This is a genomic window from Lysinibacillus sp. FSL K6-0102 (assembly GCF_038003545.1).
Taxonomy (GTDB): Bacteria; Bacillota; Bacilli; order Bacillales_A; family Planococcaceae; genus Lysinibacillus; species Lysinibacillus capsici.
The window spans coordinates 4051251-4064684 of sequence record NZ_JBBOPH010000001.1 but is presented as its reverse complement, the minus strand read 5'-3'; the positions used below and the strand labels follow the sequence as shown (position 1 = coordinate 4064684).

15 protein-coding genes are annotated in these 13434 nt (G+C 38.1%); 8 read left to right on the top strand and 7 right to left on the bottom strand.

The genetic code is table 11. The annotated features are described in order from the left end of the window. Positions 1-72: 72 nt before the first annotated feature. Positions 73-1158: an S-layer homology domain-containing protein gene (locus NYE73_RS20650; protein ID WP_259420064.1), complete on the top strand. Its 1086-nt coding sequence runs from the start codon at positions 73-75 to the stop codon at positions 1156-1158. Positions 1159-1196: 38 nt separating this feature from the next. On the opposite strand, the gene NYE73_RS20645 is transcribed toward NYE73_RS20650, so the two are convergent. Beyond that, positions 1197-1943, bottom strand: a complete 747-nt coding sequence (locus tag NYE73_RS20645) for an arylamine N-acetyltransferase family protein (RefSeq protein WP_112116655.1) — start codon at positions 1941-1943, stop codon at positions 1197-1199. Between the two features lie 186 nt (positions 1944-2129). Here NYE73_RS20645 and nagB point away from each other — a divergent pair, with 186 nt between their 5' ends. Next, complete coding sequence (gene nagB, locus NYE73_RS20640) at positions 2130-2843, top strand: glucosamine-6-phosphate deaminase (protein ID WP_259949895.1); 714 nt, start codon at positions 2130-2132, stop codon at positions 2841-2843. A 20-nt stretch (positions 2844-2863) separates the two neighbouring features. On the opposite strand, the gene NYE73_RS20635 is transcribed toward nagB, so the two are convergent. After that, positions 2864-3763, bottom strand: coding sequence for a DMT family transporter (locus tag NYE73_RS20635; protein ID WP_259949894.1), 900 nt, complete (start codon positions 3761-3763; stop codon positions 2864-2866). 121 nt (positions 3764-3884) lie between these two features. Here NYE73_RS20635 and NYE73_RS20630 point away from each other — a divergent pair, with 121 nt between their 5' ends. Continuing rightward, on the top strand, positions 3885-4790 hold the full coding sequence (locus tag NYE73_RS20630; protein ID WP_259949893.1) for a S66 peptidase family protein: 906 nt from the start codon (positions 3885-3887) through the stop codon (positions 4788-4790). 14 nt (positions 4791-4804) lie between these two features. Further along, a complete protein-coding gene (locus tag NYE73_RS20625) occupies positions 4805-5206 on the top strand; it encodes a cytidine deaminase (protein WP_259949892.1) in 402 nt (133 codons plus the stop codon). A 42-nt stretch (positions 5207-5248) separates the two neighbouring features. Here NYE73_RS20625 and NYE73_RS20620 read toward each other — a convergent pair whose 3' ends face one another. The 3 genes from NYE73_RS20620 to NYE73_RS20610 all read right to left on the bottom strand — a co-directional run bounded on the left by NYE73_RS20620 (position 5249) and on the right by NYE73_RS20610 (position 8347). Continuing rightward, on the bottom strand, positions 5249-6835 hold the full coding sequence (locus NYE73_RS20620; protein ID WP_259949891.1) for a catalase: 1587 nt from the start codon (positions 6833-6835) through the stop codon (positions 5249-5251). 297 nt (positions 6836-7132) lie between these two features. Beyond that, on the bottom strand, positions 7133-7642 hold the full coding sequence (locus NYE73_RS20615; protein ID WP_048391820.1) for a hypothetical protein: 510 nt from the start codon (positions 7640-7642) through the stop codon (positions 7133-7135). A gap of 15 nt (positions 7643-7657) precedes the next feature. Continuing rightward, complete coding sequence (locus tag NYE73_RS20610; RefSeq protein WP_259949890.1) at positions 7658-8347, bottom strand: B3/B4 domain-containing protein; 690 nt, start codon at positions 8345-8347, stop codon at positions 7658-7660. 59 nt (positions 8348-8406) lie between these two features. On the opposite strand from NYE73_RS20610, the gene queG reads away from it, so the two are divergent. Next, positions 8407-9537, top strand: a complete 1131-nt coding sequence (queG, locus tag NYE73_RS20605) for a tRNA epoxyqueuosine(34) reductase QueG (RefSeq protein ID WP_103118816.1) — start codon at positions 8407-8409, stop codon at positions 9535-9537. 184 nt (positions 9538-9721) lie between these two features. Next, entirely contained in the window at positions 9722-10195 is a 474-nt protein-coding gene (gene trmL / locus NYE73_RS20600; RefSeq protein WP_004230835.1) for a tRNA (uridine(34)/cytosine(34)/5-carboxymethylaminomethyluridine(34)-2'-O)-methyltransferase TrmL, read from the top strand. Positions 10196-10232: 37 nt separating this feature from the next. Here trmL and NYE73_RS20595 read toward each other — a convergent pair whose 3' ends face one another. Next, positions 10233-11078: a VOC family protein gene (locus NYE73_RS20595; protein ID WP_054548665.1), complete on the bottom strand. Its 846-nt coding sequence runs from the start codon at positions 11076-11078 to the stop codon at positions 10233-10235. 391 nt (positions 11079-11469) lie between these two features. On the opposite strand from NYE73_RS20595, the gene NYE73_RS20590 reads away from it, so the two are divergent. Both NYE73_RS20590 and NYE73_RS20585 read left to right on the top strand, forming a co-directional pair. Further along, positions 11470-11640, top strand: a complete 171-nt coding sequence (locus tag NYE73_RS20590; protein WP_004230831.1) for a hypothetical protein — start codon at positions 11470-11472, stop codon at positions 11638-11640. 79 nt (positions 11641-11719) lie between these two features. Further along, positions 11720-12550 (top strand): aldo/keto reductase, encoded by an 831-nt coding sequence (locus tag NYE73_RS20585; RefSeq protein ID WP_281217497.1) that lies wholly within the window; start codon positions 11720-11722, stop codon positions 12548-12550. A 42-nt stretch (positions 12551-12592) separates the two neighbouring features. On the opposite strand, the gene NYE73_RS20580 is transcribed toward NYE73_RS20585, so the two are convergent. Further along, positions 12593-13432 (bottom strand): RluA family pseudouridine synthase, encoded by an 840-nt coding sequence (locus NYE73_RS20580; protein WP_048391809.1) that lies wholly within the window; start codon positions 13430-13432, stop codon positions 12593-12595. Positions 13433-13434: the final 2 nt, after the last annotated feature.

The window sequence follows — 13434 nt, the reverse complement described above, 5'->3', positions numbered from 1 at the left end:
AATAGAGGCTTTTTTCATTTTAAGCATATGGGTACGTCTTTATGGGTATAAAATCGAAGGAGGAGGGATAATGTGAAGAACATATTGAAGCTAGTATGTTTGATCCTGATAACGATTGGTATATTACCGAAGGAAGTGCAGGCAGCCAGCTTTATCGATCTAACGGATGATACATTAACGACGGAAATTCATTATTTAGTAGAACAGGATATTGCGAAAGGGTATTCGACTAACTTGTTCAAGCCGAATGATTTTATTACGAAAGCACAAGTAGCTGTAATGCTAACACGTGCTTTAGGATTAAACACGATCCATGTGCAAAATCCAAACTATCAAGATGTAACAACCACTCATAAATTTTATAAAGAAATTGCGGCTGTGCAAAATAAAGGTATATTTGATACTGCCCATAAATTTCATCCAGATGCACCGCTTACTAGGGGGGAAATGGCGATTGTGCTAAATAGGGCCTTTCAATTAAAAGGTTCAGATCCTTATTATTTTACAGATGTGAGTAAGCAGACACCAGGTTATAAAGAAATTTTAACACTGGCCCATAATCATTTAGTAAGGGGCTATGAGAATGGTTCGTTTAAACCTAATGACCCTGTTACACGCGCCCATTTCTCAGCGTTTTTAGCGAGAGCAATGACTCTTTCTAAACCTAACTTGCTAAGGGACCCCGCATTTGAATATACGTATGCCTATTATTCTTTAAGTGACAATAAGCGTTATACTTTAAACTATCAATATCAGCAACACGACGGTAAAAATGATGTATGGACAGTCAAAAATGTAAGTACAGGACAAACTATCTCTGATGAGCTTTTATATGGTCATGATCGTGCATACGGACAAGCCATTGCTAGTGAAGCTAACACACATTATGATTTATATATAGAACTTCCACTTAGAATAGGTGTTGTTTTACATGAAGATGATCCAGGGGTTTCTGCAGGGGAACGAGTAACTGTAAAATCTACTGATGGTACGGTACAAGCTGGTGATGTGCAATATACGGGCGTGGTTATAGTCGAGAAAAGGTCAGAATTTAGTGATGTAGTGAAAACTTATTACTTTGTAGATGATATAGGTTTAGTTAAAGAGCTACACAATGACATAGTTGTGTTTGAATTGCTCAATAGGACAATGAAATAATGTGAAAGGAAAGCAAGCCACCGATGGACTTGCTTTCCTTATTGTTGTACAGAGATATGAAAAAAACGCTGTAGAGCTTGCAGCCATTCCTTCTCAGTGTTTGTTGTATAGGTAGTTAAAGATTGTCCTTCATAAATTCTAAATTCGTTGTTCATCATGGTATGACGGCCACCAATGGTTCGAATCATAGCAATTTTATTTTTTTGCTTGGAAAGTCGTGGTGCAAATTTTGCATCATTGGCATCGTCGTGAAAACTATAAAGCAAACGCCAACTATGTTTAGCTTGTTCCAACAGCATCCAACCATTCGCTTCATCATAATCTATTTTATATAACTCTTTACCTTCACGGTGTTGATAGCCAGCAATCAGTGGCACTGGTTTACAGGGTGCTAATGCACCGACACCTACATCCGAGATATAGTATTGCCCACTCATATTTACTAGTAATAATTGATGCATAGGAATTTCCTCTGGAGGGGTATTTTCCGCTACGTTGCGCCAAAACTGGGCATAACGATTGGTGACAGAAAAGCCAAGCTCTCGTAGAAGCCAGCTGAATAAGATATTTAATTCAAAACAATTGCCACCACGTTTATCAATAATTATTTTCTTAAATATATCAGGAATAGCGAAGGAGATACCACGATTCAAGGCAACATCTAAATTTTCATAGGGAATGGTTAATAGATGTTTAGTTTGTAGTTGTCCAAGTAGTTGAATAGATGGCTCTAACGTTCCTTGAAATTGAATATACTGTAAATAGTGCTGAATCTGTTCATTCATAAAATCGCCTCACTTCCTTATTAATAACATAACCGAAATAGTCTTAGATTACACGCATAAACTGAAGTAGGAAATGATAGAAAAATAGCTAAATAACTAGTAAGATTAATATATTAGCTACTATAAAGTGAAATATTTTACATATTAGTTAATAATATTAATGGTAAGGTAGGTATCGTATAAAGAATGAAATGGATAGAAGTGAATACATATGAGGAAATGAGTGAAGTGGCAGCTACTATTTTCTCAAAACAAATACAAGAGAAACCTGATAGTGTTTTAGGTTTAGCAACTGGTGGATCACCTGTAGGCATGTATAAAGAATTAGTGGCACGACACCAAGCTGGCCATTTATCTTTTAAGGAAGTACAAACTTTTAACTTGGATGAGTATGTTGGCATTGAGCAATCAAGTCCAGCAAGCTACTTTACATTTATGCATGAGAATTTATTTAATTTTGTGGATATACAGCCGAAAAATGTCCATTTGCCAAATGGACAGGCAGCCAATTTAGCTGAAGAATGTGCTGCATATGATAAGCGCATTGAAGAAGCAGGAGGCATTGATTTACAGCTTCTAGGTATCGGTGTAAATGGACACATTGCTTTTAATGAACCAGGCACATCGTTTGATGCCAAGACGAATATTGTGGAGCTAACAGAGTCAACAAGAACAGAAAATGCTATTTATTTTGATGATCCGTCTGAAGTACCAACACATGCCATTACAATGGGCATCCACTCCATAATGAAGGCAAAGGAAATCGTTCTCATTGCCTTTGGTGAAAAAAAGCTCGCGGCGATTGAGAAATTGAAAAGTGGTCATATTACAGAAGAATTCCCAGCAAGCCAATTATTAAACCATCCTAATGTTACAGTAATTTATGGTGGTACGAATTAGCAAAAATAAGCAAAGACTTCTTAGGGTTGAAGTCTTCGCTTATTTGTTTTTCCTGATAAAATAACTCCTGCAACAACCGCTAGTCCACCTATAAGCTGAAATGAATGCAATTTCTCATCAAGAAAAAGGACGGCAAAAATGGAGGCAAAAACAGGAATGAAATTTAAATAAATACTTGCCTTGTTCGCTCCAAGCTGTATAACACCACTGTTCCAGCAGAGAAAAGCAATGATGGAGGCAAAAATACCAACATATAAAATAGCAGCAAAGGTTGACCATTCCCAATGAATTGCTGTTGCACTAGACAGTGTTTCATAGAGAGAAAAAGGAAATAACATCATAGCCCCAAGTCCAATCGTCACTAGAAAGGTAGACTGCCCTGGTAAGCGAGTTGCATATTGTTTAATGAGCAATGAATATATGCTCCAACATAATACTGCTGCGATTACAATTAAATCCCCTTTGTTGAAAGTAAAATCGACAATCCTTGTAAAAGAGCCACCCATTATAATAAAGGCAACTCCACTCAGTGATAGAACGGTCCCTATTAACTGATATTTTGATAGTTTTTCCTTCAAAAAAATAAAGGAAAGTATGTAAATCATTATGGGCGTAGAAGAGTTCATTAAAGATGCATTAATGGACGTTGTGTAATGTAATCCAATGTAAACAAGTGTGTTAAATGCTGTAACACCTGTTAATGAAAGAATGATGACAATAAACCAATGTCTTTTCAGTAACCGCCATTCACGTTTTAATTGGTGAAATGCAATGGGAAAAAAGATAATAAATGCGACGCACCAGCGTAAAAAGGCAAGTGTTAGGGGAGGGATATCTTCACTAACGGCACGTCCAATAACAAAATTACCACCCCATAAAAGAGTTGCGAGTACTAATAATAGATATGGTGGAATTTTCAAGATGCTTTAACCCCTTTATTAATTGAATAGTAAAGTTAATTATAGGCAGTCAGTATAGCAATAATCAATGCCTCTGAAGTTTTGCTATGCTAAAATAAGGACAACAAGAGGAGGAATAACTGTGAAAAGTACCGTACCATGTTTACAAAAGGGAGATTTAGTCGGTGTTGTTGCACTTTCAAGTCTTGTAGAGCCTGAAAAACTAGGAGAAGCAGTAGCTTTTTTGGACGAATTGGGTCTTCGCTATATTGTGGGTGATACGATTCATGCAAAACATGAATATTTGGCAGGAAGTGATGAAATCAGACTAACTGATTTTCATGAGATGGTAAAAAACCCAGAAGTGAAAGCAATCTTTTGTGTAAAGGGAGGCTATGGCTCTGCCAGAATTGCTGATAAAATTGATTATGCTTTAATAGAAGAAAATCCTAAGATTTTCTGGGGCTTTTCTGATGTTACATATTTACATTGTGCGATTAATGAGTATGCCAATATGGTGACATTTCATGGGCCAATGCTGATGTCAGCTAATAAGATGGATGATTTATCAAAAAAAATGTTTTTACAGCTATTTTCCCCTATGGAAATTCAGTATACAGAGGCAATTTCTCCGCTAACAACGATTGCTGGGGGCATCACACGTGGTGAAATGATCGGAGGAAATCTCTATCGTCTTGTCAGCACACTAGGTACCAAATTTGAAGTAAGAACTGAAGGTAGGATTTTATTAATAGAGGATGTAAATGAAACAATTCCAGTTATTGACTCAATGCTTCAGCATTTAAAACAAGCAAGGAAATTTGAGCAATTAGCAGGAGTCGTCATTGGTTCATTTACACAGACAGGATCTGATGAAGAAGCACTTCATTCGTTAATGAAGGAGTATTTTGCAGATTTAGGAATACCAGTCGTGGCAGGTTTTAAGTTCGGACATGAAACAACGAATATAGCCATTCCATTAGGAACAGGGGCAATTTTAGACGCACAGGAAAAGATTTTGAAAATATTACCAGGTGTGCATGTATGATAGGGAGAGGAAATATGGATATTGAAAAAGTACTGTATGAAGCTGCGGTTGCACTAGCAGAAAAAAGATATCCCACTGGATGGGGAGGAGCTGCAGCCTTATATACCGCGGATGGGCAAATTTTAACAAGTGTCGCACCCGAGGTAATGAATGCTGCTACTGAATTATGTATGGAAACAGGTGCTATTTTAGAGGCACATAAATTGAATACAAAAGTTACGCATTCGATTTGTGTTGCTAGGGAAGATGAAACATCTAAATTTGTAGTGCTGACACCCTGTGGAGTCTGTCAGGAAAGACTTTTTTATTGGGGAGAAAATGTAATGGCAGCGATTACGAATGCAGATGGAGAATTGGTATTTAAATCATTAAAGGAAATTCAACCTTATCATTGGTATAAAGCATATGAACAATAAAGTAAAAGACATTACAAAAAATGTAATGTCTTTTTAGCTTCGTTAATAAGGCTCAGCATCGTGTCCTTTATTCATGGCATCTTGAGGTGCTTGATCACCATTGATATTGCCAAGTGGTTTTGATGCAGAGGAATCTTTTTTAGCGTTGTGCAAACCTTCCTTGAGTAAGCGACCATATTCTTCGTCGGCTTCTTGTGCCAAAGCAATCATGGCATTTTGAATATCCTCATGACAGACCGATAGATCACGTATTAAATTTTTAAGAAGTTCTTCGCGTTCCCACTGTTCAAAGTTACGATAAGTTTCACCAGCCTGTTTCGTATTACTTTGACGATCAATCGATTCACGAACAAGGTTCCCTTCAATGTATGGTGTATATTCTTTACCAGCTTGTGTTGCTTCCTTTAATCCATTCAGCATGGATGGCTCATAATTAATATGTGGATTTTGTCCAGGTGCCAAATCACGCTTATACATCATTTGCCCACCATGTTGATTGGTCGCTACACGTTTTTTTGGTGCATTAATTGGAAGCTGTAAGTAGTTGGCGCCTACACGATGGCGTTGTGTATCAGAATAAGAGAAAGTACGACCTTGCAACATTTTATCATCAGAGAAGTCTAAGCCATCAACAAGCACCCCTGTCCCGAAAGTAGCCTGTTCCACCTCAGCAAAATAGTCTTCAGGGTTTTTGTTTAACACCATTTTGCCAACTGGATACCATGGAAATTGATCGTTTGGCCAAAGTTTTGTATCATCCAATGGATCAAAATCAAGCTCAGGGTGTGAACCATCCTCCATAATTTGAACATGTAGCTCCCATTCGGGGAAGTCTCCACGTTCGATAGCATCATATAAATCTTGTGTAGCATGATTGAAATTTTTCTGTTGGATTTCCTCTGCTTCTTTTTGTGTTAAATTTTTAATACCTTGTAGCGGTTCCCAATGATATTTGACAAGGACTGCCTTGCCTTCACTATTCACCCACTTGTACGTATTAACCCCAGAGCCCTGCATCATACGATAATTTGCTGGAATCCCCCAAGGAGAGTAAACGAATGTTACCATATGGAAGGTTTCTGGTGAGCTAGCACAAAAATCAAAAAAACGTTCAACGTTTTGAATATTAGTAATGGGATCAGGCTTAAAAGCATGAATCATATCTGGAAATTTGAGCGCATCACGAATAAAGAAGATCTTTAAATTATTGCCCACTAAATCCCAATTGCCATCCTCTGTATAAAACTTTACTGCAAAACCGCGGGGATCACGCAATGTTTCTGGGGAGTGACCACCATGTATAACAGTTGAAAAACGCACAAAGACAGGTGTTTTTTTTCCTTTATCCTGAAAGACTTTTGCACGTGTATACTTAGAGATAGGTTCATTGCCAACAACACCATAGGTTTCAAAATACCCATGTGCTCCAGCTCCACGAGCATGCACAACCCGTTCTGGAACTCGCTCTCTGTCAAAATGACTCATTTTTTCTAGAAAATCATAATTTTCCAATGTTGCAGGACCTCGATTACCGACTGTTCGCAAATTTTGATTGTTGGTAATTGGATGTCCCTGTCTGTTGGTCAATGTCATATCTTGCTCATGTGTTGCATCATCTTGCTGTGTCATAGTATGACCCCTTTCCTATAGATACTTCCATTTTGTCCTTGAAAGGGGCAAACTAGTCATCCAAATTATCCCTTTGAACTACTTAAAAAAGCTCTCCATACATAAATGTAGGAGAGCCCTGGATGGCGTTTTCAAATGGAATCAAGTTGTTTTGAGTATGGCCATTGCTTATAGTTGGTCATTAGTCATCGGTCATACAGTAACAGGTAACTTGTTATTGGTTTTTAACTAATTAGCTGAAAAGCTAGATTTGAAAACAGCACATCCAACTCGGGTTGGAGTCTCACCGTCCCGAGTCTAGAAATAACGGGAATCGTCAAAGTTAATTTGAATACTGTAATTTTTTGAATTAATAAGATTAGATAGCTTATGTGCATCTTTTTCAAGCTTTGTAGCTCGTTCTCTATATTCATCTGGCTCATACAAAGCAATTTCATATAACATTGTATTTTCGCCATAGCCAAATCTTACACTCTCTTTTTCTCGCATACTGAAATCTTTACACATATCAGCCTCGGCACGAAGTTGTGTTGCTAGTTCGATGGCTTCTACTAGTGCTAGCTTTTGACCTTTAAAGTCTACTGTGTTTTGTATGTTTGCTTCGTAAACGAGGCGGTCTAATGTACGAGTATCTAGACGAACTTGGGCTAAGTCAGCTTCAATAAGGGGGAGTGCTCGATTACTTGTTTTAGGGGCTTGTCCCTTTTCAACTGTTACAAAGGCACTGCGATGTAGTTCGTTTACTAGCTCTTGAGTTTTCTTTCCTAAAATACTTTTTAGTTTAACAGCTTCTGCAAGATTAATCACGAAAACACGTCCTTTTTATAGTGTTATAGATGGTACATCATTTGATATAATTGCGATTTGATAATGTCCGCCATGAATTTGATTAAACATTTTCCCAGCTGACGCTAGCAGTTCATTCGCTGCATCATTTGTTAAGGAAGGGCGGAAATAAAAAATATGTAACGCATCAGTTGTTTCCTCTGTGACAGCTGTGCGTTTAGAATCAACAAAAGGTGAGCCAAATGCTCCTACCTCATCACGACTATACAGAATATTTTCTAATGTGTTAAAGCGCCCATTCAAACCTTCATAACCAATCTCGTCATGACCAAGATCAATTGTTACAAACCCTTTGATTTGAGCAACATCATATAGCCCAATTGGCATTTCATATTGAAGTGAAAAGAAATTATTTAAATCAACACCTGAATGAATTGGCGTTAAATAGTTCTGCTTACTAATTCGACGCATAAGGCTTTCTGCTGAGTGACAATAGCGGTTTGGATCAGCACCAAGCTTTTTCCAAATTTGTCGCCATTCTGCGATCCCCTCACGCTGTGTTACAGGAAGTTCCTGCATTTCAAGAAAAAGATTTTCCTGATACAATTGCATACGCCCTTTAATCATTTGAGGGGATTCTGCTACAACAATTTTGGTATAATGAATAATGCCGATTTTTAGCTCGGGATGTTGTGTTAATAGAGTTGGGTTAATGGAAATTTCCAATGAACATCACCTACTTTATCTATTTCTAATATTGTACCATGTAAGGAGTTGGAAATAAAATGAACATACACGACCTGCAACGTGATTTTGTGGCATATGCGATGTCCATTGGTGTTGATAAAATAGGTTTTACAACAGCAGCTCCCTTTACAGAATTAAAAAACAGATTGCGTCGCCAGCAGGAGCTTGGCTATCAGTCTGGATTTGAAGAAAGTGATATTCAAAAACGTACAGAACCCCTTCAATTACTAGATGAAGCAGAGAGTATTGTAGCGATAGCTGTGGCTTACCCTTCACGTATGCAAAATGCACCAATTGGTAAAAGGGGTGCGCGACGTGGAATTTTCTGCCGTGCTTCATGGGGTGTCGATTATCATACAGCATTACGTGAGCGTTTAAAGCTATTATCCACTTGGCTTGAGGAACATGTCAAAGGTGTACGTATTGAATCAATGGTTGATACAGGAGCCCTTGTAGATCGGGCGGTAGCTGAACGTGCAGGCATTGGGTGGAGCGGAAAAAATTGCTCGATTATAACGCCTGAATTTGGTTCCTATGTGTATTTAGGAGAGCTCATTACAAATATTCCATTTGCGCCAGATAAGCCAATGGAGGATGAATGCGGAGATTGTCGACTGTGCTTGGATGTTTGTCCAACGGGAGCCTTAATTCAAGGTGGACAATTGGATGCACAGCGTTGTATTGCTTTTCTGACTCAAACGAAGGGTACATTACCAGATGAGTTTCGTAGTCATATCGGTAATCGACTCTATGGCTGTGATACATGCCAGACAGTATGTCCTAAAAATAAAGGGAAAATTAATTGGATACATGAAGAATTTATACCAGATCCAGAGCTAGCCAAACCATTATTGACACCGCTTTTAACGATTACTAATCGAGAGTTTAAGGGGAGATTTGGTCATGTTTCAGGCTCATGGCGTGGAAAAAAGCCTATCCAGCGTAATGCCATCTTGGCACTTGCTCATTTTAAAGAGGAAGCCGCCATACCAGATTTGATTGCTCTACTTCATAAAGATGACCGTCCTGTCATTCGAGGCACAGCCGCATGGGCTTTGGGTAAGATTGGCGGAGATACTGCACAAACTGCCTTACATGAAGCAGAAGCTACAGAGCAGGACGAAGAAGTGCGAAGTGAAATTTATAAAGGGTTGCAGTTTTTTAAGTAGTATTGGATGTAGAAGCAATTGACTAACTACAGTTTAATGTAGGGATGAAATCAATTGCTTGGAGTTCCTATGATTGAGAGCGGATCCGCTCTAATTGTGAGAAGAGTCGCTCCAAAAGAGGAAGGCTTCGTTAACTTTTTAAAGAGTCATCTTAAAGAATTTTTTAATAAGGAAGTGTGTCGTTATGCCATTGCATATCGTTTTATATCAACCAGAAATACCAGCCAATACGGGGAATATTGCACGTACCTGTGCGGGTACTAATACATCGCTCCATTTAATTCGTCCGCTAGGTTTTTCAACGGATGATAAAATGCTGAAACGGGCGGGCTTAGATTATTGGCATAGTGTAAATATTGTCTATCATGATTCACTTGAGGATTTTATAGAGTACTCTAAAAATGGAGATGTTTATTTAATCGAAACATACAGTGATGAGCCGTTTACGAAAAATGATTTTAGTGATCAAGACCGAGATATTTATTTTATGTTCGGAAAAGAAACTACAGGTTTGCCGAAGGACTTTGCTTATGAACGCCGAGATATGTGTTTACGTATTCCACAAAGTGATCATGTGCGATCACTTAATTTGTCCAATACCGCTGCAATTGTTATTTATGAGGCATTACGTCAACAAGGATATCCAGGGTTACATTAAAAAGCAGTTCTCCGCTTGTGAGAACTGCTTTTTAATATTAAAACTTTAATAACACAACATTCCCCGCAGGATCCTCTGTTTGGAACCCTCCGACGATTTCCGTAACGGGTGCACCTATACCACGAAGATTATCTTTCATAGTTGCCGCTTGTTCTTCGTTATCTAAACGCAATGAGAACGTTTTTAAGCCAACTTGATTTTTTCCAAGCTTTGGTGCATTCTCTGAGTGCCAAGTATTTAAGCCGATATGATGATGGTAACGGCCTGTAGAAATAAATAATGCTTGGGACCCGTAGCGTGTGACAATATCATAACCTAATCCCTTTGTATAAAATTGCTCGGCTTCAGCCAAGTTAGAGACCGATAAATGAATATGGCCCATTACTGTGCCAGCAGGCAGACCAAGCCAGTTGCCATCGCCCTCTTCTAAAATAGAACGAATATTGAGTGGTTCTGTCACCATATGCACCTGATTGTTATGCCATGTCCATTCACTTTCAGGACGATCTGCATAAATCTCGATTCCATTATGATCAGGATCATTTAAATAGAGTGCTTCACTTACAGCATGATCAGAAGCCCCAAGGTACACACCTTTTTCGTGAAAATGAGAAATAACATTAGCTAAGTCACGTCGACTAGGTAATAATAGGGCGAAGTGATAAAGTCCTGTCGTCATGCTAAGCTTATCTTCTACGGTTTTAGGCTGAACAAGAGTTAATAGAGCTGTTTCTCCATCGGCAGTTAACATAGCTTTATGTGAATCTTGTTGTAACACTTTAAAGCCAATAATTTCTTGATAAAAGGTTAAAGAGCGGTGTAAATCACTCACTTTTATTTCAACATTCGTTACATAGGTGTTTGGTTTTTCATGAAAATGCATTTTGAATACCTCCAAATAGTTATCTTTTTTCATTAAGTTACTTTATGTAAGTTAGTTTATTTTAAAAATAAAGGAAAGTCAAGTATTTCTATTGTTCCACAAAAAAAGAAAATCACTAAGCTTTTCGAAAAGCTTAGTGATTTTCTTGAGATATTATTTGTCAGCTTTGTAGTCGCCTTCGTATCCAGCAGTGAAAATAGCTGTTAAGAAAGCAACTGTTACACCAATGATTAATAATAATTTCATGGAAGTAACCCTCCTCATGTTATAAAGAAATCTCTTTTTAGTATAGCCTATCTACTTTAAAAATGAAACGACATAGCAGAATAAAATATGTCAGAAATGGTTCAAACAGCTTGATATCGGGAAAACTAAAAGTGAGGTGATTAGTATGGAAAAAAAGGTGCCAAATATTGAAAATGGGACAATGGTGAGAGATATGAAAGAATTAAAAGATTTGGGCAAGCAGATGGAGCATTTACGTGATGGTCTAGAGCTTGCGGAGGATGAGCGAATCGCTGATCCAATTCAATTGGAAGATGTTGAACAGAAGAAAAAGTAGTATATAAACCAGCCGCTTTATTTTTCTTAAATCCAATTTTTTGTATAATGGAACGAGGATAAGAAAGGGGTTGTGCTTTTTGAATTTACAATCAACGAAAACATTATCAAATGGTGTAGAAATGCCTCGTTTTGGCTTAGGTGTTTACAAAATGACAGAACGTGAGGAAACATTACAGGCTATTGATAAAGCACTTCAATACGGTTATCGAGCTATTGATACAGCATCCTTATATGGGAATGAGGTAGAAGTAGGAGAAGCTATTCGTCATTCAGGCATTCGTCGTGAAGATATTTTTGTTACAACAAAAGTATGGAATAATGACCAAGGATATGATGCAACATTACGTGCTTTTGAGGTTTCGCTAAAGAATTTAAATATGGATTACCTAGATTTATATTTAACACATTGGGCTGTCCCTGAAACATTTGAAGAAACATATCGAGCTATTGAGCGCCTTTACGATGAAAAATTAATTCGCTCAACAGGTGTATCGAATCATCATGAGCATCATTTAGAAAAAATATTGGCTAAGGCAAATACTGCACCGATGGTTAATCAAGTGGAGGTACATCCATATTTACAACAGCAGCCATTAAGGGCATTTTGTAGTGAACACCAAATTGCTGTTACTGCATGGTCTCCACTAGGACGTGGTGGTGTACTTGCTGATCCTACCATAATGGAGATTGGGAAAGAAATCGATAAAACCCCTGCTCAGGTAGTACTGCGTTGGCATTTACAAAATGATACACTCGTTATTCCCAAATCCGTAACACCGAGCCGAATTGAGGAAAACGCACAGATTTTTGATTTTGAATTAACCCAAGATCAAATGGAGAAAATGGCAACATTAAATCGTAACCAACGATTTGGACAAGATCCTGATCATTTTAAATTTGATTTTTAAAAAAAGAATAAATCCCGCACTCCTATAGAGGCGGGATTTTTCTTATTGCTCGTCCTTGACGATAATACGTTTATTTAAAAAAGGATGGTCAAATTCTAATTGAATGGCATGTAGTTCGTAGTCATCACTTACTGTTTCTCGTGCACCATACATTGTATCCCCAATAATTGGATGGCCAATATAGGCTAAATGCACACGGATCTGATGTGTTCGCCCAGTCTCAAGTATGAGATGAACGACACAGGAATTTTTGTAACGCGCCACCACTTCATAGTGTGTTACAGCATGCTGCCCAGTTTTGGACACAACACGTCTTGTGGCATGGTGTCTGTCTTTGCCAATTGGTTCAGCAATCGTTCCAGAAGACGTTCGTAAGTTACCTTGCACCTCTGCTGCATACGTACGAATAATGGTTTTTTCCTCAATCATTCGATCGAAAATGGACTTTGCTAAAGGGTGCTTTGCTACTAGTAATAAGCCCTGTGTCCCTTTATCAAGACGATGAACATGTTCAGCATAAATGCCACCCTGTTCTTTGATATGTGCCATGACATGGTTCATACATGTATGTGTATCACGAGCATCATTAGGATGTGTTGCCATACCTTTTGGCTTTGATACGATTAAACAATGGTCATCCTCATAGACTACATCAATAGCACATACAGGTGTTGGTTTGTAGCTAGAAGTTGGAACAGGAAACGTAAATTTGATTACTGTTCCAGTTTGTAAAGGTGTATTCCATTGAACCAGCTCATCATTTGCCAATGTGATGGCTTTGGCCATACGCAATTCATGAACGAGTTTTTTACCGAGTCGCCAATGATTACGTAGCAATTCTTCCACACTTAAGTTATCTTCAGCAATTTCATAATGAAACATAG